This window comes from Bradyrhizobium betae, from assembly GCF_008932115.1.
GTDB lineage: Bacteria > Pseudomonadota > Alphaproteobacteria > Rhizobiales > Xanthobacteraceae > Bradyrhizobium > Bradyrhizobium betae.
This window is the reverse complement of the sequence record NZ_CP044543.1, coordinates 5,467,460-5,492,870: the sequence shown is the minus strand read 5'-3', so window position 1 is coordinate 5,492,870 and position 25,411 is coordinate 5,467,460. Positions and strand designations below refer to the sequence as shown.

At 62.8% G+C, this 25,411-nt stretch carries 21 protein-coding genes; 9 read left to right on the top strand and 12 right to left on the bottom strand.

Going from position 1 to position 25,411, the window contains the following annotated elements; all coding sequences use genetic code 11:
* Positions 1-17 precede the first annotated feature (17 nt).
* Positions 18-173 carry a hypothetical protein gene (locus F8237_RS35995; RefSeq protein ID WP_154696376.1) on the top strand — a complete coding sequence of 52 codons (156 nt, stop codon included), beginning with the start codon at positions 18-20 and terminating at the stop codon, positions 171-173.
* A gap of 137 nt (positions 174-310) precedes the next feature.
* Positions 311-1,474 carry an acyltransferase family protein gene (locus F8237_RS26360; RefSeq protein ID WP_151649156.1) on the top strand — a complete coding sequence of 388 codons (1,164 nt, stop codon included), beginning with the start codon at positions 311-313 and terminating at the stop codon, positions 1,472-1,474.
* Here the strand turns inward: F8237_RS26360 and F8237_RS26355 are convergent.
* The 6 genes from F8237_RS26355 to F8237_RS26330 form a co-directional block, all read right to left on the bottom strand.
* Positions 1,463-2,689 (bottom strand): hypothetical protein, encoded by a 1,227-nt coding sequence (locus tag F8237_RS26355; protein WP_151649155.1) that lies wholly within the window; start codon positions 2,687-2,689, stop codon positions 1,463-1,465. The genes F8237_RS26360 and F8237_RS26355 overlap by 12 nt on opposite strands.
* On the bottom strand, positions 2,686-3,579 hold the full coding sequence (locus tag F8237_RS26350) for an AAC(3) family N-acetyltransferase (RefSeq protein WP_151649154.1): 894 nt from the start codon (positions 3,577-3,579) through the stop codon (positions 2,686-2,688). The genes F8237_RS26355 and F8237_RS26350 overlap by 4 nt, the downstream gene beginning before the upstream one ends.
* Before the next feature lie 23 nt (positions 3,580-3,602).
* A complete protein-coding gene (locus F8237_RS26345) occupies positions 3,603-6,482 on the bottom strand; it encodes a M10 family metallopeptidase C-terminal domain-containing protein (protein ID WP_151649153.1) in 2,880 nt (959 codons plus the stop codon).
* 480 nt (positions 6,483-6,962) lie between these two features.
* Positions 6,963-9,098 (bottom strand): hypothetical protein, encoded by a 2,136-nt coding sequence (locus F8237_RS26340; protein ID WP_151649152.1) that lies wholly within the window; start codon positions 9,096-9,098, stop codon positions 6,963-6,965.
* Positions 9,099-9,387: 289 nt separating this feature from the next.
* Positions 9,388-11,448 carry a LamG-like jellyroll fold domain-containing protein gene (locus F8237_RS26335; RefSeq protein ID WP_151649151.1) on the bottom strand — a complete coding sequence of 687 codons (2,061 nt, stop codon included), beginning with the start codon at positions 11,446-11,448 and terminating at the stop codon, positions 9,388-9,390.
* A gap of 251 nt (positions 11,449-11,699) precedes the next feature.
* Complete coding sequence (locus tag F8237_RS26330) at positions 11,700-11,963, bottom strand: SEL1-like repeat protein (protein ID WP_244625978.1); 264 nt, start codon at positions 11,961-11,963, stop codon at positions 11,700-11,702.
* An 88-nt stretch (positions 11,964-12,051) separates the two neighbouring features.
* Between F8237_RS26330 and F8237_RS26325 the strand changes: the two genes are divergently transcribed.
* From F8237_RS26325 to rfbG, 4 genes are all read left to right on the top strand, one after another.
* Complete coding sequence (locus F8237_RS26325) at positions 12,052-12,354, top strand: hypothetical protein (RefSeq protein WP_151649150.1); 303 nt, start codon at positions 12,052-12,054, stop codon at positions 12,352-12,354.
* A 158-nt stretch (positions 12,355-12,512) separates the two neighbouring features.
* Positions 12,513-13,706 carry a CaiB/BaiF CoA transferase family protein gene (locus F8237_RS26320; RefSeq protein WP_151649149.1) on the top strand — a complete coding sequence of 398 codons (1,194 nt, stop codon included), beginning with the start codon at positions 12,513-12,515 and terminating at the stop codon, positions 13,704-13,706.
* 133 nt (positions 13,707-13,839) lie between these two features.
* A complete protein-coding gene (gene rfbF / locus F8237_RS26315) occupies positions 13,840-14,610 on the top strand; it encodes a glucose-1-phosphate cytidylyltransferase (RefSeq protein WP_151649148.1) in 771 nt (256 codons plus the stop codon).
* A complete protein-coding gene (gene rfbG, locus F8237_RS26310; RefSeq protein ID WP_151649147.1) occupies positions 14,607-15,674 on the top strand; it encodes a CDP-glucose 4,6-dehydratase in 1,068 nt (355 codons plus the stop codon). Before rfbF ends, rfbG begins: the two co-directional genes overlap by 4 nt.
* Here rfbG and F8237_RS26305 read toward each other — a convergent pair whose 3' ends face one another.
* The gene (locus F8237_RS26305; protein ID WP_151649146.1) at positions 15,675-16,562 is read right to left on the bottom strand and encodes a phosphotransferase; all 888 of its coding nucleotides are present in this window, start codon (positions 16,560-16,562) and stop codon (positions 15,675-15,677) included.
* A complete protein-coding gene (locus F8237_RS26300; protein WP_151649145.1) occupies positions 16,552-17,505 on the bottom strand; it encodes a sulfotransferase family protein in 954 nt (317 codons plus the stop codon). The genes F8237_RS26305 and F8237_RS26300 overlap by 11 nt, the downstream gene beginning before the upstream one ends.
* A 121-nt stretch (positions 17,506-17,626) precedes the next feature.
* Between F8237_RS26300 and F8237_RS26295 the strand changes: the two genes are divergently transcribed.
* The 3 genes from F8237_RS26295 to F8237_RS26285 are packed head-to-tail and all read left to right on the top strand — an operon-like array spanning position 17,627 to position 20,272.
* A complete protein-coding gene (locus tag F8237_RS26295) occupies positions 17,627-18,556 on the top strand; it encodes an NAD-dependent epimerase/dehydratase family protein (RefSeq protein ID WP_151649144.1) in 930 nt (309 codons plus the stop codon).
* Positions 18,522-19,352, top strand: a complete 831-nt coding sequence (locus tag F8237_RS26290; protein WP_151649143.1) for a transketolase — start codon at positions 18,522-18,524, stop codon at positions 19,350-19,352. The genes F8237_RS26295 and F8237_RS26290 overlap by 35 nt, the downstream gene beginning before the upstream one ends.
* Positions 19,349-20,272: a transketolase family protein gene (locus F8237_RS26285; RefSeq protein WP_151649142.1), complete on the top strand. Its 924-nt coding sequence runs from the start codon at positions 19,349-19,351 to the stop codon at positions 20,270-20,272. The genes F8237_RS26290 and F8237_RS26285 overlap by 4 nt, the downstream gene beginning before the upstream one ends.
* 10 nt (positions 20,273-20,282) lie before the next feature.
* Here F8237_RS26285 and F8237_RS26280 read toward each other — a convergent pair whose 3' ends face one another.
* The 4 genes from F8237_RS26280 to F8237_RS26265 form a co-directional block, all read right to left on the bottom strand.
* Positions 20,283-21,245 carry a glycosyltransferase family 2 protein gene (locus F8237_RS26280; protein ID WP_151649141.1) on the bottom strand — a complete coding sequence of 321 codons (963 nt, stop codon included), beginning with the start codon at positions 21,243-21,245 and terminating at the stop codon, positions 20,283-20,285.
* 264 nt (positions 21,246-21,509) lie between these two features.
* A complete protein-coding gene (locus F8237_RS26275) occupies positions 21,510-22,412 on the bottom strand; it encodes an outer membrane protein (protein WP_151649140.1) in 903 nt (300 codons plus the stop codon).
* A gap of 432 nt (positions 22,413-22,844) precedes the next feature.
* Complete coding sequence (locus tag F8237_RS26270) at positions 22,845-23,720, bottom strand: outer membrane protein (RefSeq protein WP_151649139.1); 876 nt, start codon at positions 23,718-23,720, stop codon at positions 22,845-22,847.
* 164 nt (positions 23,721-23,884) lie between these two features.
* Positions 23,885-25,402 carry a tripartite tricarboxylate transporter permease gene (locus tag F8237_RS26265; protein ID WP_151649138.1) on the bottom strand — a complete coding sequence of 506 codons (1,518 nt, stop codon included), beginning with the start codon at positions 25,400-25,402 and terminating at the stop codon, positions 23,885-23,887.
* Positions 25,403-25,411 lie beyond the last annotated feature (9 nt).

The window sequence follows — 25,411 nt, the reverse complement described above, 5'->3', positions numbered from 1 at the left end:
CGACTCGCGAGCCCGAAATGACCCAGTTGGAAGACAACCAATCAAGCCCCGGCGCGCCGCAAAACGATCCGTCTCCACAATGCCATCGGAACTGGCACCGTTCAACCGCCAAAGGAGACGAACGCCTGCAAGATGAGGTGAAGCTGCCTTGCCATCAGGCGAGGCTCGATTGAACACTCAGAAAGATTGGGGTTGGCTCATCGACCACATGCCGAAAATGATCGTCTGAGCCATATTCGCTGGCAGACCTCTGGCCTTTCCCAACGGCATCTAGTAGTCACCTCGGCATGCGACAAATCTCGGGATTGCAATGGATAAAATACCAGAGATCGACGGCCTGAGAGCATTGGCGATCCTATTGGTCGTTCTTTGGCACTATGTCGGCGCCAGCTCCGAGATCGGCTCTGCATCCATCCTGTGGAAGCTGACAATCTTCGGACGATCCGGAGTAGACCTTTTCTTCGTCTTATCCGGATTTTTGATTACCCGGATACTATTGCGCAACAAAGGATCCAAAAATTACTTCTCGGTTTTCTATGCACGCCGCGCGCTTCGCATTCTACCGATTTACTACGCAATGATCCTGGTGTGCGCAATCGCCAGCATGGTTCATTTTGCACCTGCTCTTTTCGACGGCCAGATACCGCTCTGGACTTATGTTGTCGGTCTTCAGAACCTTTGGATGACCGCCCGGGAGACCTATGGAGCGATATGGCTCGCGGGCACTTGGTCACTGGCAATCGAGGAGCAGTTCTATCTCCTGTTTCCGGCGGTGATCGCGCTCACTTCGGAACGTCGGCTGCGCGCGCTCTTGATAGCCATTATTGTCCTTTGTCCGATCTTGCGGGTCTTTGCCTGGTGGCATGGTGGGGCGCTCGCGACATATGGATATTATGTCCTTACTCCCTTGCGGGCCGACAACTTGGCGATCGGAGCGATTATTGCACTCTACGCAGAGGGTGGAGCCGATAATCGGAGACTGCAGACCATTGCGAATTTTATGCTGATCGCAACTTCTGTCTTTTTCCCGATCTACGCGATAGCGATCGCAACAGATACCGACGTACAAATGGCTATCTGGGGTCACACTTACCTGGGGCTGTTCTACGGGTCGCTGTTGTTCGCAGTCTTGAAGCGACGCGGTTCTCCAAGCTTGGCTATCCTGCGAAGCCGGACCGCTCAGTTCTTTGCTAGAATTTCTTATGCACTTTACTTGGTGCACGTTTGCGTTGCCCTCCTGATCTCCTTGACCTTTCATCTGTCTCGAGACGTATCCACCTGGCAGGGAGTGGGCGTCGCACTCAGCGCATTCGCGCTCTCTGCAGCAATCTGCGCCTTGAGCGCCACGTATTTTGAACTACCTCTCATCAGGTTCTCGCAGCGTTATTTTCGCTATGGCGGGGCGCGGCCCAATGCGCGGACCGCTTTCGCTGGAGTGTCGGACAAGCCTGCCCGCGAGCCTCTAAGCTACTGACCCGACCATCTCGGAGAACACCTGGTCCAGTCCCGTGCGCCACTCGCCCATTAGCCCAAACAGGCTCTTGAACCCGGCAACCTCATAGCCGCCCAGCGCAATGTCGGCCTCGGAAGGCCAGTATCCGAATACATCACGGCTGTAGCCAACCAGCAGAGCATCTTTCGGACAGAGCGCTTCGAGACCGCAAACAGGCTCCGCACTCACAGAGAGGATCTCCTCTCCGAGGATGCTGAGACGTTGCATCTCGACCAGCCGCGTCGGCTCGGCCTGTGGCAGCAGGCGATCGAGAGCTATCGACGCGATGCTGCCATCAATCGGAAAGTCATCCGGCGCGTCATGCGCCAAATCAATCGCGCGCAGCACCCCGTCCGCTACACTGTTCGCCCAATGCTTCCATTCGTCGAAGGTCATGCCGTGGAACCGAGGACCTTGCAGGAGGGTCCGCAACGCCGAGCTCGCAGTCCATGCCCGCGAAGGGCTCGGAGGACGTATGTCCCCAGCGAAACCTTGCAGAAAAATCGAAGTTGTCTCCGGACCAAAACGGCGTCTTAGAGCTTCACGGACCACGCCGGGATAGTCGGCACTGATACAAGCCCCAGGAAAGGAAGTCGGGTGACACGTGTAGCCCCAAACAACACACGTTGTTGCGCCGGTCATGACCAAGGCGGTAATCATGGGCAAGGTCGGCCCATGTTCGTTTGGCGCAAGAACGATGCGTTCGAATCGCAGCCCGTCGCGCGTAATTTGCGGCAGATGCCATGGGCGTCGCCGATTGACACTGGCGTGAATCTCGAATTTGCCTTTGCGTAACGCTCCCTCGCTCGGACCTTCGTTGAGCAGGGCCCGGAGTTTGTTCGTCAGCCGACGCGAGACATCCAGAATGTGGTCTTCGCAAGACAAACCAAGCATCGGCTTGTCGGCCTCCAGCGGAGGTGCAAAATGCGTATGACTCGCCACGATCAAGACGCAGGAACTCGGAATCGAAAATTCGCCGCAGACCGACAAGATGGCGTCGGACAATTTGCGCCCGACGAACAGCGCATCTATGGAAATCAAGACCGCGCGGGGGAAGCCGGCCGCGGAGACCACGAGAACATTCGCTTCCAATGTGCCGAAGAGTTCATCAGTGACTCGCGCGGCTCCAGCCCATCCGGCCAGCGGTACCGGCCGATTGGGAGCGATCGAGACGGAGCCATGAGAGAATGAGATCATCTGAATTTGGCGGCGACGCGGTTCGCCGCCTTCTTCGGCAAGGACAGGAAGAACCGCCTCATCCTGTTCGGCGAATATGTCCGCATCCCGCAAGAGGTGCAGGATGGGTCGTCACAAAACGCAGCAGTTGGATCTTTCTCCAGAATGCGCCGTTCAACACGATACGCGGCAGCAGCGTCCGCAAGCATCGACAGCGCGCCGCCCACAGATCCTCTGCTCAAAATTCCTTCTTGCTCGTACTCAGAATAGAATTTTCCGAATCCGGCGCTACAACCCGGGATGTCTCGTCGAAAGAACCAGCGATATGACTTCTCTTGCCGGACCGCGCAGAGTCGCAATCCACTCAAGAGTGTTCGGTCGGCCAACCCGAGATCTTCTTGCACTCGGTGGACCGTACTGAAACCCGGGCTCGATTCGACACACCCTATCAGGGCGAGTTTTCCCCCAAGCTGCATCAGTTTTTCAATGGGATAGAACGAGGTGGACTTTTCGTTGTGCCCTTCAACAATCAGTCGGGCATTTGGACCAAGCGCGACGAATGAGTTCGTCGGGTGGAGACTTCTGATGGAAAGCGGATTATCGAGCAACATCTGTGGCAAAGCCCCCGTTCCTGCCGGTGCTTTGGCGTGGAATGGAGACTGAAGCGCACGTTTCCTTTGCCAGAAATAGAAATCGTCCGTAAAGGCAAGCGCCACGATCGTTCCGCCCGGACCGATGACACGCCGAATTCCGTCAAGCAACGCACCGGGGCGGTTCGCAACTTGAACAGTCATGGACTTCGTAGCGCACCTGACGAGAACCGTGTCATCTCTGCGTAAGCCCAGTTTGACGAGATCGGCAGCAATATTCAGAATTGCTCCCTCGTCATCGGTTTTGGCCTGGAGGGTCATGGTACGCGCAGAGCCAATGCTGCCTAAGCTGAAAAGAAAGATCCAAGGTGCTGCACCTCGAGGAAGTGGAGCAAATAGTCCCTTACTTCGCTGGATGCCAGATTGTCAAAGCTATGCGACGAGTCATGTGGCGCTTCGTCGCCAAAGTAGAATGCGTTGGGACTTGAGGCGGCGGCCCTGACCCCGATTGTCCCGTCTCCATTAAGATCCTGGTGGAACGTGGTCTCCATCGACTGCAGCGCGCTGCTCGCACTCGTCAGACTCCCGAGCGTATTCGAGACGAAATTGCCGCTGCTATCCACGTTCCAGACATTGTATTGATCGGCGGTCGTCACTTTCCAGGCGACGACATAGCCACCCGAGGTCTGCTCTGCGCCAATCGGCTTCCAGCCCGAGAATTGCCCCGCAGCAACCGGGGACCCGTTGAACAGGAGTTCTGGCCCAGTCCCACCTGCGGTCGGATTCATGAAGTAGTTGTTGCCCGATTGAACCAGGGCGGTCGACCCGAACGCCTCGATCGTCGTTCCGGACGGAACGCTCACGGGGACACCGATAGTCCCGTCGCCATTGAGATCCTGGTGGAACGTTGTCTCCATCGACTGCAGCGCGTTGCTCGTGCTCGTCAGATTTCCAAGCGTATTCGAGGCGAAATTGCCGCTGCCATCGACGTTCCAGATATTGTACTGATCGGTTCCCGCTGCTTTCCAGGCGACAACGTAGCCCCCTGAGATCTGCTCGACGCCGATCGGCATCCAGCCCGAGAATTGCCCCGAAACCACCGGGGATCCGTGGAACAGGAGTTCTGGCCCACTTCCACCTGCGGTCGGATTCAGGAAGTAGTTGTTGCCCGACTGAACCAGGGCGGTCGACCCGTATGCTTCAATGGTCGTTCCGGACGAAGCACTCACGGGAATGCCGATCGTCCCGTCGCCATTGAGATCCTGATGGAAGGTTGTTTCGATCGACTGCAACGCACTGCTTGAACTAGACAGATTTCCAAGCGTGTTCGAGACGAAGTTGCCACTGCCGTCCACGTTCCAGATATTGTACTGATCAGCTCCCGTCACTTTCCAGGCGACAACATAGCCACCCGAGGTCTGCTCGGCGCCGATCGGCGTCCAGCCCGAGAATTGCCCCGAGACCACCGGGGATCCGTGGAACAGGAGTTCTGGCCCACTTCCACCTGCGGTCGGATTCATGAAGTAGTTGTTGCCCGACTGAACCAGGGCGATCGACCCGTACGCCTCGATCGTTCCGGACGAAACACTCACGGGGATACCGATCGTCCCGTCGCCATTGAGATCCTGGTGGAAGGTTGTTTCGATCGACTGCAACGCGCTGCTTGAACTAGACAGACTTCCAAGCGTGTTCGAGACGAAGTCTCCACTGCTGTCCACATTCCAGATATTGTACTGATCAGCGCCCGTCACTTTCCAGGCGACAACGTAGCCGCCCGAGGTCTGCTCGGCGCCAATCGGAGCCCACCCGGAGAATTGCCCCCAAGTGACCGGGGAGCCATGAAACAGGAGTTTGGGCCCAGTCCCCCCCGCCGTTGGATTCATGAAGTAGTTGTTGTCCGACTGGATCAGAGCGGTCACACCGACCCCCTCGATCACAACAGGCACGAGCTGGCTGATCAGTGTCGTGCTCGCAACGGTCATATCCGCAAACTGGAAGTTCTCCACCCCCGTCACAACGTCGGTGCCGTCAGGCGAACCCGAACGCAAATCCGTGAACGTGAACGTCTGCGAACTCGAATTGTAGGCAACGCTGTAATTCGCCCGGCTGCCAGAATACACGGCGGTATCCGTTCCGGAGCCGCCAATGATCGTATCGTTGCCGCCGCCGCCCGTGATGGTGTCATTGCCGTCGCCGCCATTCAGCACGTTGGCGATCGCATTGCCGATGATCGTGTCGTTGCCGCTGCCGCCGATGGCGTTGTCGATGTAGGAGCGCACGTCGCTGTTGTAGAGATAGGCGTTATAGACGTTGCCCGATGCGTAAAAGCCGTTGCCGAGATTGGCCAGCTGGACGGAGGAGAACAGCGAAGACGCACCGGGATTGAGATTGATGCTCAGATTCGTCGTGTAGTTCGACAGATCGTAGGTATCGACGCCGCCGCCGTCCCAGACCGTCTCGTAGATCCGGTTGGCCGAGCCGCCGGCGCCGCCGCCCGGCGCGAGCTGCCCGACGCCGTTGATGAACTCCTGCCCCGTCGTCGGGCTCCAGGTGTAGACGGTGGTCCCGCTCTGGGTCGTGAAGTTCGCGCCGTACATGGTCTGCAGCGCGAGGATATCGTTGGCCATGTAGGTCTGCGGATATCCGTAGGCCTCGTTGGTGTAGCCAGTCGACGTCGAGGCGCCGACATAGCTGCGATAGCTCATGACGGTGTATTCACTGTCGTCATGCGCGCTCGGCACCGCGACATTGGCGGGACCGCCGGTCTCCTGGCTGTGCTTGAGGCCGAGAGCGTGGCCGAGCTCGTGCAGCGCGGTCGTGAAATAGTAGTTGCCGAGCTTGGCCTGCGAGTAATCGTAATGCGTTCCGAACCAGACGTCGCCGCCCGCCGCATAGTTGCCGGGGTAATAGGCGTAGGAGGTCGGGTTGGCCGACGGTGACTGCGCGATCATGACATCCGCGCTGCCGGTCCCGTTGTATTGGAAGCTGGCGTTGGTGTAGCCGAGGATCAGTGCGATCGCGTAGTTGATCGCCGACTGCATCTGGCTCGGCGCCGAGGCGAAGCCCGAAGTGGTGGGCTCGCTGCTGCCGCCGCTGTAGGGATTGATGTAATCGCTAGGCGAGTCGGGGAAGCTGTAGCTGATCGTGCCGGACCATTTGACGCCCGACAGCAGGCCGTCGATATCGGCATTGTTGGTGGCACTGACGGCGACAGAACTGGCCAAGGGACTCTCCTGAGCAGCGGCTCGCGCGCGATTCGGGGCGCGGGCGCCGAATCCTAGCTTGAGAGTGATACGTTTGGTTTAATTTTGGCAACCGCATTGGCTCCTGCGCAACCAAGCGTAAAGCATGAAATTCCGTATTCATACGGGGATAGAGCGTTTCGGCGAGGCCAAATTCCAAAGGGAAATCATGCAGATGACACGGCCTTCAACATCGACCGTAGCCCGCCTGCCGAGAGTGCTAGCCGGGACGTGCAGCGTCGGTTCTTCCCTGACTGTCGATGAACAGGTCGATCACCATCGCCAGCCGACGTTGCGCGTACGATTGGCCGACCAAGGACGTCGACCGAAGCTGACAAAATCATTCGGTTGCCGCTCTGCCAGAACGAGCAGCGGAGGATCGAAAAGGGGCGCACCATAAGGCGCGCCCCTTTGATCTACCTCCGTTTGCCCGAGCGGATCCGCCCCGGCTTCGCTTCCAGCTTACGCCGCGTGCGAAATGGACAGCTGGGCCTGCGGCTGATCCACCGGATTGGTGATGACCGAACCGCCATTGCCGTCCGCGGCCAGCGCGAAGTCCGCGGCGCTGTACTGGCCAAGCAGTTGCAGCGAGGCCGTATGAACGCCGTCGGTGACCGTCAGCGTGCCGCCGGTGTTCCCGGCGTTGGCCGCATAGGCAAGCGAGGTGTTGCCGCCGAAGGCGACGTCACCGAGGTCGAGCTGCGCGCCATCCTGCCAGCCGGAGATCGTCCCGCTGAAGGCCGACGACTGGTCGAGCACCAGCCTCGCCGAGGCGCCGCCGAAGGTGACGTCGGTCAGCGTGCCGCCGGTGTGGATGTATTCAAGACCGCCCGCACCGATAGTGGTGCCGCTGGCGCTGCCGCCGGCCCCGACGTACTGCGCACCAGAGACGATCGTGCTGTTGCTGGCCGTGCCCCAGACATATTGAGCACCGCCGTTGATGGTCGTGCCGATGGCGTTGCCCCAGTCGATCTGCACGCCGCCGACGTTCAGGGTCGTGCCGATAGCCGTTCCGCCAGCATAGACGTGCTGCTCCGCACCGCCTCCGATGACGTAATCGCTCGCCGTGCCGTAGATGTATTGATGGCTGCCGGCGCCGAAATTCCGGCCGCTGGCGGTGCCGTACACGTAGTTCGAGACACCGGTGTTGCCGGCGGCGTCGGTGACGACGAGATCGACCGCGGTATTGAACTGGTCCCAGGACAGCTCGGCGTTCCAGGCGCCATTGCTGCCGACGGTCACCGTGGTGCTCCAGCCGGCGTTTTGCGACGTGCCGTCGCGCAGCGTGAGGATCTGGCCGGCAGCGTCGACGTCGACCGAACCGGACAGCCCCGCAACCCACGGGCTGGTCGCATCCACGGCCGACAGCACCGGCACCGGCTTCACCGTATCGACCGAGAATACCTGCGACCTGACGTCGGTTCCGTTGGCATCCTGCCAGGTGACGACGAAGCGGCCGTCGGCATAACCGGCGATCGAGGGATGCGACTGATCGGACGACGTGCTGGTGTTGACCAGCAATTCAGTCCCGACCTTGCGTCCGTCCGCGGTGAACACCTGCAGCTTGATGCTGCTGCCGCTGGCATCTCCGCCGGTGCCGCTCCAGTCCTGCCAGGCAATGGCGAAATCACCGTTGCTGAGCGCGGTCACCGTCGGCGTGAACTGGGAGTTGGCCGTCGTGGTGTTGACGCGGAATTCGCTGCCGACCTTGTTGCCGTCGGCCGCGTAGATCTGCGCCTTGATGGCGCTGCCGCTGCTGTCGCCGCCGGCCTGGCTGAAATCGTACCAGGTCACGACGAAGCCACCATTGGGCAGCGCCGAGACGGTCGGCTTGAGCTGATCGGAGGCGGTCGCGGTGTTGACCAGGAATTCGCTGCCGACCTTGCTGCCGTCGGCGGCAAACATCTGCGCCTTGACGCTGGTCGCATCGCTGTCGCCGAGCGTTCCGCTGGGATCTTCCCAGGTCACGACAAACCCGCCATTGGCCAGCCCGGTGATGGTGGCGTTGTCCTGGCTGCCGCCGGTCTCGGTATTGACCAGGAATTCTGCGCCGACCTTGCTGCCGTCGGCCGCGAACAGCTGCGCCTTGATGCTGGTGCCGTCGTCGTCGCCGCCCTCACCGCTGTCGTCGGTCCAGCTGACGACGAAGCCGCCATTGCCCAGACCCGCGACGGTCGGCGCGAACTGCGAATAGGACGTCGCGCTGTTGACGAGGGTTTCCGACCCGACCGGCGTGCCGTCGGCCGAAAACACCTGTGCCTTGATACTGGTGCCTTCGCTGTCGCCGAGCGTATGGCTGTTGTCGAACCAGCTGACGACGAAGCCGCCATTGGAAAGGCCCGTGATCACGGGTGCGAGCTGGCCATCGGCGGTCTGGGTGTTGACCCGGAATTCCGAACCGACCTTGCTGCCGTCGGCGGCAAAGACCTGCGCCTTGATGCTGGTGCCGCTGGCATCGCCCAGCGTTCCGCTGGCGTCATCCCAAGTCACCACGAAGCCGCCATTGGCGAGCCCGGTGACGGTCGGCGCCTCCTGGCTGCCGGTCTTGTTGGTGGTCACGGAGAATTCGGAGCCGACTTTTACAACGGGAGCAGCCATAGTTCTGGATCGCTTTCATTCAAACTGTGCCGGCAGCGGATGTCGTCCGCCCGTCCAAGGCAAAAAGTTGCGAGAGCGCCCGTATTGCATCGCAATATATCATAAATTTAATGGCATGTTATGTATTATGTGAATGACGCGGTCGTGAGTTCGGATTGCAACAGTGTGCGTGCAGGCATCGCGCGGCACCGCCGTCGCGCCGGACCAGCGGCCAAAAAAAATGTGGAGCCCGCCGAAGCGAACTCCACATCGTCTGCGTCGGTGATCGCGCCGCCTGGACGCGGTCAGATCAGGTTCGGCGCGCGGTCAGCCATTGGTCGGGCCCGATCGGACGATAGACCATGCGGATCTCTCCGACCGCACCGAAGAAGCCGTCGGACAGTACGCCATTCCACCAGCCGGCCCCGAGGATCCAGGGCTGGGGCGTGCTCTGCGAGCGCATCCCGATCGCCGCGTTGCCGACGTTGCGCAACACCGGCGCGCCGTCGATGTACAAGGTGGTGGTGAGAGTCGCCGGATCGTTGACGATCGCGACGTGATACCAGCTGTCGCGGATGATCTCGCCGGACCAGTTGGTCTGCGCGTAATGCGAAACGGATGCCGGCACCACTTCCCACTGCACTTCGCGCAGGTTCGAGATGGCGAACAGCACGCTGGAGGCCTCCGGATCGCCGCCCTGATAGCCGCCGGGAACGTTGCCGCGATTGCCCGCGCGACCGAGGATATTGCCCCATTTGTGCAGGCTTGCGGTCCAGCCGGCCGGGATCTTCACGAAGGCCTCGACCGTGTAGCCGTTCCAGAAGCTGCGGCCGTTGAGCGAGGCGGCCGATGCCGTCAGGAAGGCGTTGAGGCGACCGACGGTGTTGTCGGTGTTGAGGAACGACACGCTGCCCGCGGCGGAGGACAGACGGTGCTTGTCCGTGGACCACACCACGTCGCCAAGCTGTGCGGATGCGACGAGCGATGCACGCATCAGATTGTTGCCGCCGGCGACGTCAGGCAGGATTCCGCCGATCGGGACGGCCTGGCCGTCGACGACCGTCGAGGGCACGCGCCAGTGCGCCACGGTATCGGCGACGTGAGGATAGTCCTCGGTATCGGCGGGCAGCGCGACTTCCGGCGTCGGCGGATCGACATAACCGGCGAGCAGGTCGGCGCGCACCGACGGCAGGATCGCAGGTCCGGTCAGCGCCTTGCTCGGGCTGAAGCGCGTGAACCGGGCGAAGCGGCTCTTGAAGTTGATGGGAATCGAGAAACTGTTGTTCGGTCCCGTCAGTTCGGCGTGATCGAACTGGTTGAGCGTGTTCTTCGGCTTCTGCACCACCCAGGGCGAGAACGACATCACGTCGATCTTGTTGTTGGTGAAGTCGACTTCGTAGAGCCGCATCATGGCGTTGCCGCCCTGATAGTCCATCTGGTAGTCGACCACCATCTGGTGAACCGGATTGCCGAAATTATTGGTCTTCGAAAGATACGAGGCGCCATGGTAATGGCCGTTCAGCGTCATGAAGATCTGATCCTTGTCGCGGATCAGCGACTCCCACAGCATCTTGCCGTAGTCGGTCTCCAGCGGCGACAGGCCGTCGCTGTCGATGTTGAGCAGCTGGTGGTTGGAAAGAATGACCGGCAGCGTCGGGTTGCGATCGATCACGTCGCGCGCCCAGGCAATGGCGCCGTCCGAAATGCGCCAGGACAGCGAAAGCACCATGAACTTCACGCCGCTCGCCTGGAAGATATGGCATTCGTGAAAGCCGCTGCTGTCGCGCTCGCGGAACGTGGACTGCTGCGCCGCGCGGCTGCTCGGGAACCACTTCAAATAGGGCTCGGCGTTGAGGCTGCGCTGGGCGTCGGTGCCGGAATTCTGATCCCAGGGGGTGTGGTAGTCGTTGTCGGTGACGACGTCGTGGTTGCCGGCAAGGATCGAATAGGGGACCCTGGCATCTTCCAGCTTCCTCATCGCAGCGTCGGCGATGATCCACTGGTTCGGCTTGCTCTGCTGGTCGACCACGTCACCGAGATGGATGACGAAGCGGATGCCGTATTTCGCGGCGTTGTCGGCGATCCACTGGGTCTGCGCGTCGTACGGCGTTGAGCCGTAGGCCTTCTGAAATTGCTGGCTTTCGTCGGTCGTCGCGTAACGCGAATAGAACTGCGTATCGGGCAGCACCGCGATCGAGAAGCTGGTCAATGACGGAGTGCTGGTCTGCGCCCTTGCCGCGCCCGCGCCGAGCGCCAGCACGGAAAGGCTGGCCGCGCCCTGGAGGACCGCGCGGCGATCGATCATTTGGCGCATGGAATTGCTGCTGCCGGAACGATGGGTTCCAGCGCGGTCGATGTCGTCATTGCTCATGGAAGATTGCCTATTCCTACTCGGTCGCAGCAGCGACGGTAGGCGGGTCTCTAGCGATCGTAATTAACATACAGATTAAAGAAATGTATCATAAGTAATGTTATCAGGCGGTCGTCGAGTGACCAGCCGTGCAATGGCATCGGCTCTCGGCGGCGCCTTGCCGGCTGCCGTCGGCTACTGTGCATGGGGTTGTTTTCGACCTTTTTGTCGAGCGGTCGCGGGCCGCCGGGAAAGACCAGGCGCCAGCAAGCTCAGTGCTCGCGGCTCGGCGTCCATTCCAGCGCCCGCAGGCGGGCCTGGGCGATCTGTCCGCGCGTCATCTTGGTGGTGACGGCATCGCGAATCCGTGCCCGCGCCTCCCGCGCCGGCGGGGGCGCCGCGGCCGTCGACAGATTGAGCCATTTGGAGGCCTCGACGATGTCCTGCGGCACGCCCTGGCCGCGGTCGTAGAGCAAGCCCAGCGAATATTGGGCCTCCGTATGTTGGCGGCGCCAAAAGGCGACAGAGGCGGCCAATGGACTCTCGATCATCAAGTCCTGTAGTACTGCGGCCAAGGGCTAAGGATGCAGGCTCTGCCTGCGGGTATGATCTATAAGGGAGATCATGAAACTAGGCCCAATTTCAGCCAGTCTGATCGGCGTCCTCGCGGTGCTCGTCGGGCCGGACCATCTGCCCATCGGGGAACAGCCTGTCATGGTCGGGAAGGCAAGTGCAGACGACGGCACCAAGGCGGGACGCGCGCCCTCAATGCCGGTGGCCCGCGATCCCGCCGCCGCGGTCGCCGAAGAATACGAAGCCGCCCGCCGGACGGGAACGCGGGAGGCGTTCGAGCTGTTCATTGCGCGTCACGGCGACGACCCGCTGGCCGACCAGGCCCGCGCCGAGCTGAAGCGCCTGCCGCGCTGATCCTTTTCACGCAGCGCAGCAAGCTGCGTCAGACCAACCCCCTGTCAGACCCTGCGAGGCTTTGCATTTCGACAGGCGGCATCCGCGTTGAGGCAGACTTGCCGCCTGATGTTTCGGCACTATGGTGGCTTCGCAATCTGTCCCCGGAGCCTTTCACTATGCCCTTTCCGCATGCCTCGGAAGCCCTGTCGCGCTTCACCGTGCTCGATCTGACCCGCGTCCGGTCCGGGCCCACTTGCGTGCGGCAGCTGGCGGACTGGGGCGCCACTGTCATCAAGATCGACGCGCTGACAGAGGATTCAGGCGGCGAGCAGCCGGGCGGGCCGCGGCATGGCTCCGATTTCCAGAATTTGCACCGCAACAAGCGGGCGATGACGCTCAACCTGAAGGACGAGCGCGGCCTCGCCGTGTTCAAGCGCCTTGCCGCCAAGGCCGACGTCGTGGTCGAGAATTTCCGCCCCGACGTGAAAAAGAAGCTCGGAATCGACTATGAGAGCCTGCGCGAGGTCAATCCGCGCATCGTCTATGGCAGCATCTCCGGCTTCGGCCAGGACGGCCCCTATCACAAGCGGCCGGGCTTCGATCAGATCGCGCAGGGCATGGGCGGGCTGATGTCGATCACAGGCGCGCCGGGCGAAGGCCCGATGCGGGTCGGCATCCCCGTTGCCGACCTCACCGCCGGCCTGTTCTGCGCCATGGGCATCCTCACCGCGCTGCTCGAGCGCGAGGTCTCCGGCAAGGGCCAATGGGTGCGGACCTCGCTGCTCCAGGCCCAAATCTTCATGCTCGACTTCCAGGCCGCCCGCTGGCTGATGGAGAAGGAAGTGGCAAAGCAGGCCGGCAACAACCACCCGACCAGCATCCCGACCGGCGTGTTCAAGACCTCGGACGGCTATATCAACATTGCCACCACGGGCGGCCGGATCTGGGAGCGCTGCGCGCAGGCGATCGGTGCGCCCGAGCTCTACAGCCATCCCGACTATGCGACGGCGCCTGCCCGCTCCAGGAACCGCGACGCGCTCAACGCCGAGATCGAGAAGCGGACGCTGACGAAGTCGACCGACACTTGGGTCAAGGAATTCAACGACGCCGGTGTGCCCTGCGGGCCGATCTATGCCATCGACCAGATGTTCGAGGACGCGCAGGTCAAGCATCTCGGCATCGCGCAGGACGTGCCGAACGACGAGGGTCGCCACATCCGCCTGGTGGGCCAGCCCGTGACGCTGTCGCGCACGCCCAGCAAGATGGTGGCGCGGCCGCCGGAATTCGGCGAGCAGACCAGTGAGGTCCTCGCCGAGTTCGGATTCAGCGCCGCTGAGATCACGAAACTCAGGGACGCCAGGGTCGTATGACGTCGTCCATGCTGCTGCTCGGGCGGCCGGCGTCTCTGAGGCAAGCCAGGGGAATTTGACTCCAAGGCCTTATAACACCCAAGTCAAAGCTCGGGAGAACAATGGGATGTGCTTCCTCGTTCGGAGCAAGTGAATGAAAGTCGTAATCCTCGCAGGAGGCTTGGGTACGCGAATCGCCGAAGAGACCAGCACGCGGCCGAAGCCGATGGTCGAGATCGGCGGCCGGCCGATCCTGTGGCACATCATGAAGATCTACAGCCATTACGGCATCAATGATTTCGTGATTTGCCTTGGCTACAAGGGTTACATGATCAAGGAGTACTTCGCGAACTACTTCCTGCACATGTCCGACGTCACCTTCCATCTCGCCGAGAACCGGATGGAGGTGCATCGCGAAACCGCCGAGCCCTGGCGGGTGACGCTGGTCGATACTGGCGAGGACACCCAGACCGGCGGCCGCCTGAAGCGGGTGCTGCATTACGTCGCGAACGAGCCGTTCTTCGCGCTGACCTATGGCGACGGCGTCGCCGACATCGACCTTGCCGCCGAGATCGCCTTCCACAAGGCGCATGGGCGAAGGGCGACCGTCTCGGTGGTGCGCCCTGCAAAGCGTTTCGGCGCAGTCGCGATCGAGGGCGACCGGGTCGTCAATTTCGAGGAGAAGCCCAAGGAGGACGGCGGCTGGATCAACGGCGGCTTCTTCCTGCTGTCGCCGTCGGTCGGCGATCTGATCGCAGGCGACAAGACGATCTGGGAGCGCGAGCCGATGGAGCAGCTCGTGCGTGGTGACGATTTGCGCGCCTATGTGCATCCCGGCTTCTGGCATCCGATGGACTCGCTGCGCGATCGCAACTTCCTCGAGGGCGAGTGGGCAGGCAACCGCGCCGAATGGAGGGTCTGGTGACGGAGCCTTCGTTCTGGCGTGGCAAGAAGGTCTTCCTGACGGGGCATACCGGCTTCAAGGGCGCTTGGGCCTCGCTGCTGCTGCGCCGCCTCGGGGCCTGCGTCTACGGCTATGCACTACCGCCGACGCACCAATCCGCGTTGTTCGTGACCGCGCGCATCGCCGACGACATCAAGCACTGCGTGGCCGACATCCGCGATCTCTCCGCCTTGCGCGCCGCGATGGCAGAGGCCGAGCCCGACATCGTCATCCACATGGCGGCGCAAGCTCTGGTGCGGCCGTCCTACGAGGAACCGGTCGAGACCTTCGCGACCAACGTGATGGGCACGGTGCATGTGCTGGAGGCCGCTCGGCAGCTGGCTTCCGTGCAGGTGATCCTCAATGTCACCAGCGACAAGTGCTACGAGAACAATGGCGCAGGCGCGGCCTTTCGTGAGGGCGACCGTCTCGGCGGCCACGACCCCTACAGCAACAGCAAGGCCTGCGCCGAACTCGTGACGCATTCCTATCGTCACAGCTTTTTCAACGGAAAGGGCGCAGCCCGCGTCGCGAGCGCGCGCGCCGGCAACGTGTTCGGCGGTGGCGATTTCGCGCGCGACCGCCTGGTGCCGGACGCGATGCAGGCGTTCCTCGCGGGCGAAGCGCTGCGCATCCGCAATCCCAATTCGGTGCGGCCCTGGCAGCACGCGCTCGATCCGGTGCTCGGCTATCTCGAGCTGGTCGAGCGGCTGGCGGACGATGAGCGCTTCGTCGGCGGCTGGAATTTCGGGCCCGATGCCACCAGCGAGGTGCCGGTCTGGACGGTGGCTGATCATCTGATCGCGCTGTGGGGCAACGGCGCACACTGGACGGCCGATGCAGGCCCGCATCCGCACGAAGCTGCCTATCTCAGGCTCGACTGCGCGAAGGCGAGGAGCGAACTCGGCTGGACGCCGCGGCTCGATCTGGCGCACGGCCTGCGCCTCACCGTCGACTGGTACAAGGCGCTGCGCGAGGGCCGCGATCTGCGCAAATTCTCGCTCGATCAGCTCGATCAGGTCGTCGGTGCCGCGCAAGCGGCGTGATCAGCGCAGCTGCAGAATCTCGGCAATGCGTGCCTGCGGCGACACCGCGTGCTTCAGATATGCACCCGAGCAGACCGCAAGATATGATTTGAGCAGGACGACAAGCGCGAGAATCGCGCGCTCGATATCGGGCGAAAGACCGGCTCGGCCGAAGGCCGCCGTTCGCAGGAACGCCCGATTCTCCATAAACGTCAGCCAGTACAGATAGTCGTAGCCGGCGACGCCGCCGAACGCGTCTTCCCAGTCGATGATTAGCGGCTCGGTGCCGGCAAGCATGATGTTCTTCGGTCCGAAATCGCCGTGACACAGCGCTGCGGGCAGCTTCGGGAAACGTTCTTCGAGCCGTGCGATAAGCCTGCGCGTCTCGGCCGCGGTGGCCTGCTCGATCAAGTTGCGATCCGACAGCGTCTCCAGCGCGCGGGCGGCGGCGGCCAGATGTTGCTCGAAGGTGGGGATATGATCCGGCCGCCAATCGCCGAGCCGCTCGCTGCACCTGCCTGCGATCGCAGCCGCCTCGGCCGGCTGCATCTGGGCGGCCAGCGGCAGCAGCGCCGGCATCAGGAGGCAGAGCCGTGTTGTTCCATCCGCGAGCAGGAGGTCGAAGCGGTCGAGCACGATGGTGTCGCCATAGAGCCGCGCAAGCACGGCGGCTTCCCTGGCAAGGCTCGCTCGGGCGGCCGCGCCTGGAAGATGCGTCTTCAGAAACCGCTTCTCGCCCGCAATCTCCGCGTCGAAACAAACACCGAGCGTGCCGCGCGGCGCCGGCGTCACGCTGACGGCGCGGCCGAATGACTGCAGCTGCTGCCGCAGCGCGGGCAGGACGCGCGCGCGATCGACGGCGATGTCGGGGCGGTCGTCAGTTTCGAAGAACGCGATCTTACCCAGCACGGTACAGCGGGCCCAGATAGTCGATCTGGTCGTAGCCGAAATGGCGGGCCAGTGCCGCGGTACCCTGCGCGATCTGCTTGCGCTCCTCGTTCGAGAGTTCCTGGATCACGGCCTGGTTGTAGTCCTTGGTGCTCTTGAGCACGGTTCCCCAGGGCGCGATGGAGTCCTTGATCTCGACGCCGTTCCAGCTCGGATAGAGCATGCTGTCGGCGAACGGCACGCCGATGAAGCCGGCGGCTTCCGTCATGAACTTGCGCTTGTCCTCGACGAGGTCCTCGTAGCGGACGATGCGTACGTTGTCCGGATACATCCTGGCGAACATCTCGACGGTCGAGTGATAGATGTTCCAGGTAATCAGATATTTCGTCAGCGGCTGCGGGAACGGACGGCGCTTGGTGTCGCGATAGGCCGAGAACGGATTGCGCACGATGTGCAGGATGCGAATGTTCGGGAAGTCGCGCACCATGCGGTCGGCGTCGATGCCGATCGCGGGCGAGTAGCCGACATGGACCATGCCGGGGCGCGGCTTGGTGTAGTAGTTCTCCCAGGCCGCGAAGGTCGACCGGAAGTAGGCTTCGACCACCTGGCGCCGGAAGATCGGCGGCTCGCCGACGATCCGCGAAAATTCGGCGACGCGCTTGTTCTCGTCCATGACGCAATCGGCGTCGCGGAACTTGGAGCCGTTGCGCTTGCGCAGGAATGTCTTCAGCTCCTCGTCGATCATCTGCTCGTAGAGCTCGGTCGCCGTCAGCCCTTCCGGGAATTCGGGGTAGCGGTACTGAACGCGCTCGACGGAGGCGAGGAAGTCGTTGAAGTTGCGATTGCCGAGCTGTGACTCGAACGGATAGACGAGCAGGTCGGGATGGCCGTCGAAGTGGCGGTGGGTAACGTTGCCGCCGTGCTCGAAGCCCGCGGAAATCATGGCCAGCCTGAAGTCGCCCATGCATCTACCCCTGTGTCGTGAAACGACTGTTCTGGAGCCCCCGTTTAGCTTCGTGGGCCGGATAATCAAGTTCGGATCGGCGCTCCGTTGACCGGCCCAGGGAACCGATCTACCCCGAAGCATGCGTGTTCTTATCACCGGTGCGAGTGGCTTTCTGGGCTCCTACCTCGTTGCGGACCTGCTGGCGCGGGGGCACGAGGTGGCTGTTCTGTTGCGGCCGGACAGCGATCGCTGGCGCCTCGGGGAGACCTATGACCGCCTGCACGTAATTCCGGGCGCCCTGGAGCATCTGGAGGGGCTGCGCGGCGTCCTGGGCGCATTTGCGCCGGAGGCTGTTGTGCACATGGCCTGGCGCGGCGTTGCGGGTAGCGACCGCAACAGCCCGGTTCAGGCGGCGAACGTCGCCGATGCGGTCGGACTTGCCGAGCTCGCCGCCGAGGCCGGCGCCAGAATATTCGTCGGGGCCGGATCACAGGCCGAATACGGTCCCTATGATCGCGCTATCCGCGAGGACGACATCCCGCGGCCGACGACGCTTTACGGCAAGGCCAAGCTCGCTGCCGGATCGATGGCGATGCGACTGTGCGAAGAGCGGGGCCTGCGCGCGGCGTGGCTGCGGATCTTCTCGACCTATGGCCCGAAGGATGCCGACCACTGGCTGATCCCGAGCATGATCCGGAACCTGCGCTCGGGACAACATATGGCGCTGACGGCCTGCGAGCAGCGCTGGGGATTTTTGCACGCGCGTGATGCGGCCGCGGCCTTCCGGCTGGCGACCACGCACACTGGCGCGAGCGGCATCTACAACGTCGGCAGCCCGGAGGCGCCGCCGCTGCGCGAGACGGTGACGCGGCTGCGCGATCTCGTCGATCCCGGCGCAACCCTGGGGTTCGGCGAGTTGGCGTACCGGCCCGATCAGGTTATGATTCTGGCTGCGGACGTTTCGCGCATGCTCGCGTTGGGCTGGAGGCCCGAAGTGTCGTTGGACGAAGGACTACGCGAAACGGTAAACTGGCATGACACGACCAACTCTTCCCGCAAATCGTCCTGAGCCGAAGGAATTTGCGCGACGCATTCGCGCGCACGCACTGCGCATGGTGCACGCCGCCAAGGCCTCGCATATCGGCGGCTGCCTCTCGATGGCGGACATCCTTGCGGTGCTGTACACGCGGATCCTGCGCCTCGATCCCGCCGAGCCGCACAGCCCGGGCCGCGACCGCTTCGTGCTCAGCAAGGGCCACACCACGGCGATCATGTACGCCACGCTCGCCGAATGCGGTTTCTTTTCGCTGGCCGAACTCGACACCTATTGCCGTGACGGATCGATCTTCACCGGGCACGTCAGCCATGCCGTTCCCGGTGTCGAGGTCTCGACCGGCTCGCTCGGCCATGGTCTGCCGATCGCAATCGGCATGGCACTGGCGGCGCGCTCCGCAGGTGCCGGCAGCCGCGTGTTCTGCCTGCTCAGCGACGGCGAATGCGATGAGGGCTCCAACTGGGAGGGCATCCTGTTCGCGCCCCATCACAAGCTCTCCAATCTCTGCGTCATCGTCGATTTCAACAAGATCCAGAGCTTCGGCTCGGTCGCCGAGGTGCTGAACCTCGATCCGTTCGCGGAGAAATGGAAGTCGTTCGGCTGGCAGGTCGAGGAGATCGACGGCCACGACGTCGTCGCGCTGGAGCGCTTACTGAGCGCCGTGCCGGCACCATCGGGCCGGCCGACCGTGGTGATCGCGCACACCGTGAAGGGCAAGGGCGTGAGCTTCATGGAGAACAAGCTCGAATGGCACTATCGTTCGCCGTCCGATGAACTGCTCGCGCAGGCGCTGGCCGAGATCGGCGCATGAGGACGACCTTCATCGAGAGCCTGTCGCAGGCAGCGAGCGAGAACCCCGATATCTGGCTGCTCTGCGGCGATCTCGGCTATTCCGTGCTGGAGCCCTTTGCGGCGAAGTTCCCAGAGCGCTATCTCAATGTCGGCGTCGCCGAGCAGAACATGGCGGGCATGGCTGCCGGCATCGCGCTGTCGGGCAAGACGGTCTTCATCTACTCGATCGGCAACTTCCCGACGCTTCGCTGCCTGGAGCAGCTCCGCAACGACGTCTGCTATCACGGGGCCGACGTCAAGGTCGTAGCGGTGGGCGCCGGCTACGCCTATGGCGGCCAAGGCTACACCCACCATGCTTTGGAAGACGCAGGCATCATGTCAATGCTGCCGGGCATCGAGATATTCGTGCCCTGCGATCCCATGGAGGTGCGCGCCGCGACCCGTCTGATCGCGGCAAGCCGCAAGCCGTCCTACTTGCGGCTCAGCCGGCAGGGTGAGCCAGATCTCGGGGCCGCAGTGGCCGACCCGCGCAAGCCGCGAATCCTGCGTGCGGGACAGGAGGTCGTCATCCTCGCGTCCGGACCAATCGCCTCGCGCGCGCTGGAGGCGGCCGGCGAACTCGCCGGACGCGGCAGGGAGGTCGGCGTGGTCAGCGTCTCCTGCCTGAAGCCGCTCGACGACGCTGCGATCCGTGCGGCCGTGCGCGACGCCTCTCTCATCGTGACGCTCGAGGAGCACATCCTGCGCGGCGGGCTGTTCAGCCTGGTGGCGGGCGCGTTCGCCGGCGATGCGCAGCGGCCGCCGGTCACGGGTCTCGGTATCCCCGAGCAGGGCGGCAAGACGTCGAGCGCGGGTTCGCGCGAGGCGTTGCTCGACGCCGCCGGCCTGTCGGTGCAGGCGATCGTCGCGCGGATCGAGCAGTCGCTGGCGAAACGCTGACGGGCCTGCCTTACGCTCCCGAAGGCGGCGGCGGTCCGAAATTGACGCGCTCGCGCTCGAACACCACGGGCTTGTCGCGCACCTGCCCGTAGATCGCGAGCACATATTCGCCGATCATGCCCATGAAGAACAGCTGCACTCCGCCGAAGAAGAACATGGCGACGATCAGCGTGAGAATGCCTGGTTCGGCGAGCTTCTGATAGAGCACCAGGCCGATGATGAAATTGACGATTGCGTATACGATGCTCACGCCCGATATCACAAAGCCCGCGAACAGGCCGAAGCGTACCGGCGCGGTGGTGAAGGACACCAGCCCGTTGATGCCCTGATCGATCAGCGCGCTGGCGCGGTTCTTCGAAAGCCCTTTCTTGCGCTCGCGCCAAGTGTAGGGCACGCCGACCATGCGGCCGCCGCACTCGAACGTCATCATTCGCATGAACGGATAGGCGTCACGAATGTGACGCATGGCCTCGACAACACGCCTGTCGACCAGTTGGAAGTCACCGACGCCCGGAGGCACCTTGAGCTCGGAAAATCTGGTCAACACACGATAGTAGGCGTCTCGGAGGCCGCGCATCAGACGGCTTTCTTCCCGGACGGCGCGGATGCCGTAAACGATCTCGTTGCCGGCCTCCCACAGCTTGACGAATTGGGGAAGCAGTTCCGGCGGGTCCTGAAGATCGGCCGGCATGAACAGGAGAACCGCGTCGCCCCTGCTTGCCATCACGCCATTGTAGGTGTTGCGCAGCGGCCCGAAATTGCGCGCGTTGACGATGACCTTCACCAAGGGATCCTGTGCAGCGATCTCGCGCAGGATCTCGACAGTGCGATCATCGGAGGCATTGTCACAGAAGATGTGCTCGCGCTGATAACCCTTCAGCTCATCGTCGAAGATCTTCCGGATCGCTTCGTAGCAATCCCTGACGTTGAGCTCCTCATTGAAGCAAGGAGTGACGATACTTATGGTCTTCACTACCAAAATCCTGCAGCCAGCGACAGGCCACGACCTCGTCCAACAACGGCTTCGAGCCACGCGCAAAACGGGAATTCATGCGGACTAGACCACTATGAAAGCCCACATGCAAGCGTCGCGGCTCGCCTTCGAACTGCACAGGATTTTAGATGAGCCGCGCTGTTGCGCTAGCTAGGCTCTCGCGCGAACCAATGTCGCATGACGGATCGTCGAGACGACAAGGCCGGGCGTGAGACAGGCTTTTTTCCGGCCACGCCGCATCGGTCATCTGGCGGCCACCGGACCGCCGAACCGATAATTCACGCCGAAGCGCAGGACGTTGTCGGTGACGTGCGAGCGATAGCCGACGACCAGCGGCGCACCGCTGAGTGCGATCACCGGCGTTGCAATCGAGCCCGAGACGGTTCCGAGATCGACATAGAGATATTCGAACCTGGCGCTCCAATTGTCGGCGAACGCACCTTCGATGCCGGCGCCTGCGCTCCAGCCGACCTTGGTGGTGCTGCTGCTGAAGCTTGCCGCAACAGGCGTGAACGTCCCGCCGTCGGCGCCTGGGAAGCCGCCGACATTGATCGCGCTCACGCTGCCCGAGGTGGAGACACGGCCATAGGCGAGACCGCCGGTGCCGTAGAACAGCACGCGCGGCGCCACGGCGACGCCGAGACGGCCGCGAACGGTGCCGAACCAGTCGAGCTTCTGGGTGAGATTGAACGCGACCGGCAGCGCAGGATCGAACGTGTTGTCGCCGCGATGGCCCGGTGTACAGACGCCGTCCTGCAAACCGGCCGGCGCGCCGGCGCACAGCGCGTCGATGCTGCCCTTCTGGCCGCTGCCCTGGAAATCGGCCTCGATGCCGGCCAGGAACATGTCGCGCTGCCAGTTGTAGCCGATCTGTCCGCCGCCGGTGACGCCGTTCAGGTCGAACGTGCCTCTACTCGAGCTCAGCAGCGCGCCGCCTCCGCTGTCGATGAAGTCCGCCGTCGTCCCCGAGCGGCCCCAGCCATAGCCGATGTTGAGACCGGCATAGAAGCCGCTCCAATCGTATCCGGGATCGACGACCGCCGGCGGAGCCTTGGTATAGACGCGCGGCACCGCCATATCGGCGGCAAAGGCCCGCGGTGCGAGCAGCATTCCGATCGCGGCCGCAACCAGCAAAGTTCGTGTCATCAGATTTCCCTCGACAAGCGGCGTTACGCCTGCTCGCGCGATGCGCGGACGATTCAGTGCCGCGACACTAGGAAAGCGCGCATCGCTCCGCGTCCTGCGTTCGAAGGTCAGTCGTTTGGAGGACGCAAGCCGCCGATCGCGCGCGGAAGGCATGCGTGGGCCATCCGGTCGATCGCAAAATCGCTGCTATTTCAGCGCGTTTCGATGATCGGGATAAATTCTGCGGACTGGCGCCATAGCCTCGAGAGCCGCTCGATGCGGACTGCTTCGTGGTCCAACCAGTAAAGATCACGCCGTGGATGTGGTACGCCCGCAACAGACGGGGCTCGCTGCCCGGCCGCCGGCTGCGGCGCGTTTTGCACAGGTCAGGACAGAAACGACAAAGCCCGGCACGAGGCCGGGCTTTGCTTCTTGTTGACGCCTTTGTTGATCTCAGTACCTGGCAACCACCGGGCCGGAGAACTGATAGTTGATGCCGGCACGAAGGATGTGGTCGGTGAAGTGCGACGAGACATTGGCAGCGATCGTGGCGGCCGGCGCCAGCGTGAACGGACCCGATGAGAAGCGGCCGAGATCCATGTAGAGATATTCGAGCTTGGCGCTCCAGTTCTGGGTGATCTTGCCTTCGACACCGGCGCCAACGGTCCAGCCGGCGCGTGTCGTCGAGGTCGACCCGATCGATACGATCGGGAGGCCGCCGCCGCTGAAGCCGTTCATGGTGCCCGTGGTCTTGATCTCGCCGAAAGCCAGACCGCCGGTGCCGTAGAACAGCACCTTCGGGGTCGCCAGGATGCCGACGCGGCCACGGACCGTGCCGAACCACTGCAACTTCTGATCGATCGTCAGCGTCGTGCCGGCGAGACCGCCGGGCGGAAGGAACGTCGGGCCGGGAATACACGGCCCGGGGATGGGAACGACGCCACTGCCTACGCAGCTGTAGACCGCACTGCCCTTCTCGCCCGACCACTGCAGGTCGCCCTCGATGCCGAACAGCCAATTGGCGCTTTGCCAATTGTAGCCGGCCTGGCCGCCGGCGATGCCGCCGTTCATGTCGAACGCCGCATTGGTGATGGAGCCGGCCGGCGGCACGATCGCAGCGCCGGTTGCCGTGTTGAAGTAGGAGACGTCGGTGCGCGAGCGGCCCCAGCTGTAACCGCCATTGGCGCCGACGTAGAAGCCGGTCCAGCTCCAGACCGGATCGACCATGACCGGCGCCTTGACGTAGGGCTTTGCCGCGAGGTCCGCAGCCGTTGCGCCGGTTGCAAACAGCGACATCGCCGCTGCCATTCCAATCACGATCCGCTTCATGGAATTCCCTCCGCACAATCTTGTGATCGAAATATACTCCTTTGCCTGCCCAAGAACTGTGCCGCGCCGGCAACATCCGGAAACAATCGAGCTAAAGTAGCATCCTGACCAGGACACCACCACACCTTCTATACGATTGATATCAAACGATATTACCCGCCAAACTAACCCGACGCGGGTTTGGCCCGCTGCGTCAAGCCGACGCGGGCGAGCAAACCATCGATCACCGGCCAGAACAGCAGCACAATCGCCAGGGTTGTAATGGAGCCGACCAGGCCGTTCGACCAGAACACCTTCAGAGTCCCGCCGGAGCCGATCATCGAGAGGCGGAAGGCATCCTCGGCTCGGTTGCCGAGCACGAGCGCCAGCGTGAACGGCGCGAGCGGAATGCCGATCTTCTTGAAGACGTAGCCGACGACACCGAAGCCCAGCATCAGCCAGATGTCGAACATCGCGTTCTGGATCGCGTAGGCGCCGATCGCACAGGACACCACGATCATCGGCGCCACCGCCGCGAACGGCACGCGCAGGATCGAGGCGAAGATCGGCACCGTCGTCAGCACCAGCACGAGGCCGACGACGTTGCCGAGATACATCGAGGCGATCAGCCCCCAGACGAAATCCTTGTGCTCGACGAACAGCAGCGGGCCCGGATTGAGCCCCCACACCATCAGGCCGCCGAGCAGGATGGCGGCGGTGCCGGAGCCGGGGATGCCGAGCGCCAGCATCGGCAGCAGCGCGGCGGTACCGGAGGCATGCGCCGCCGTCTCCGGTGCGAACACGCCCTCGATGCGCCCCTTGCCAAAACTCTCGGGATCCTTCGAAAAGCGCTTGGCGAGATTATATCCCATGAACGACGCCGCGATCGCGCCGCCCGGGGTGATGCCGAGCCAGCAGCCGATGAAGGAGGAGCGCAGCAGCGTCACCCAGTATTTCGGCAGGTCCTTCCAGACGCCGAGCACGACGCGGAGCGAGATGCTCGCCGCATGTCCCCGCAGCGCCAGACGCTCCTCCATCGTCAGCAGGATCTCGCTGATGCCGAACAGGCCGATGACGGCGACGAGGAAGTTGATGCCGCGCAAGAGCTCGGACGAGCCGAAGGTCATGCGCAGATTGCCCGACACCGTGTCCATGCCGATACCCGCGAGCAGGAGCCCGAGCGACATCGAGATGACCGTCTTGTGCTTGGCCTCGCGCCCGAGACCAACGAAGGAGCAGAAGGTCAACAGATACACCGCAAAGAACTCGGGCGGGCCGAACTTCAGCGCAAAGGACGAGATCATCGGCGCAAGGAAGGTGATCAGGAGCACCGCGACCAGCGAGCCGATGAAGGAGGACGTGAACGCCGCGGTCAGCGCCTCCGCCGCCCTGCCCTGCTGCGCCATCGGATAGCCGTCGAACGTTGTAGCGACCGACCAGGCTTCACCGGGAATATTGAACAGGATCGAGGTGATCGCGCCGCCGAACAGCGCCCCCCAGTAGATGCAGGACAGCATCACGATCGCCGAAGTCGGATCCATCGTGAAGGTGAGCGGCAGCAGGATAGCAACGCCATTGGGGCCGCCGAGGCCCGGCAGCACGCCGACGAAGACGCCGAGCACCAGCCCGACCATCATCAGCACCAGCGTCTTCCACGTCAGCAGGACGGCGAAGCCGTGGAGCAGGAGACCGAAAGCTTCCATCGCGGGCCC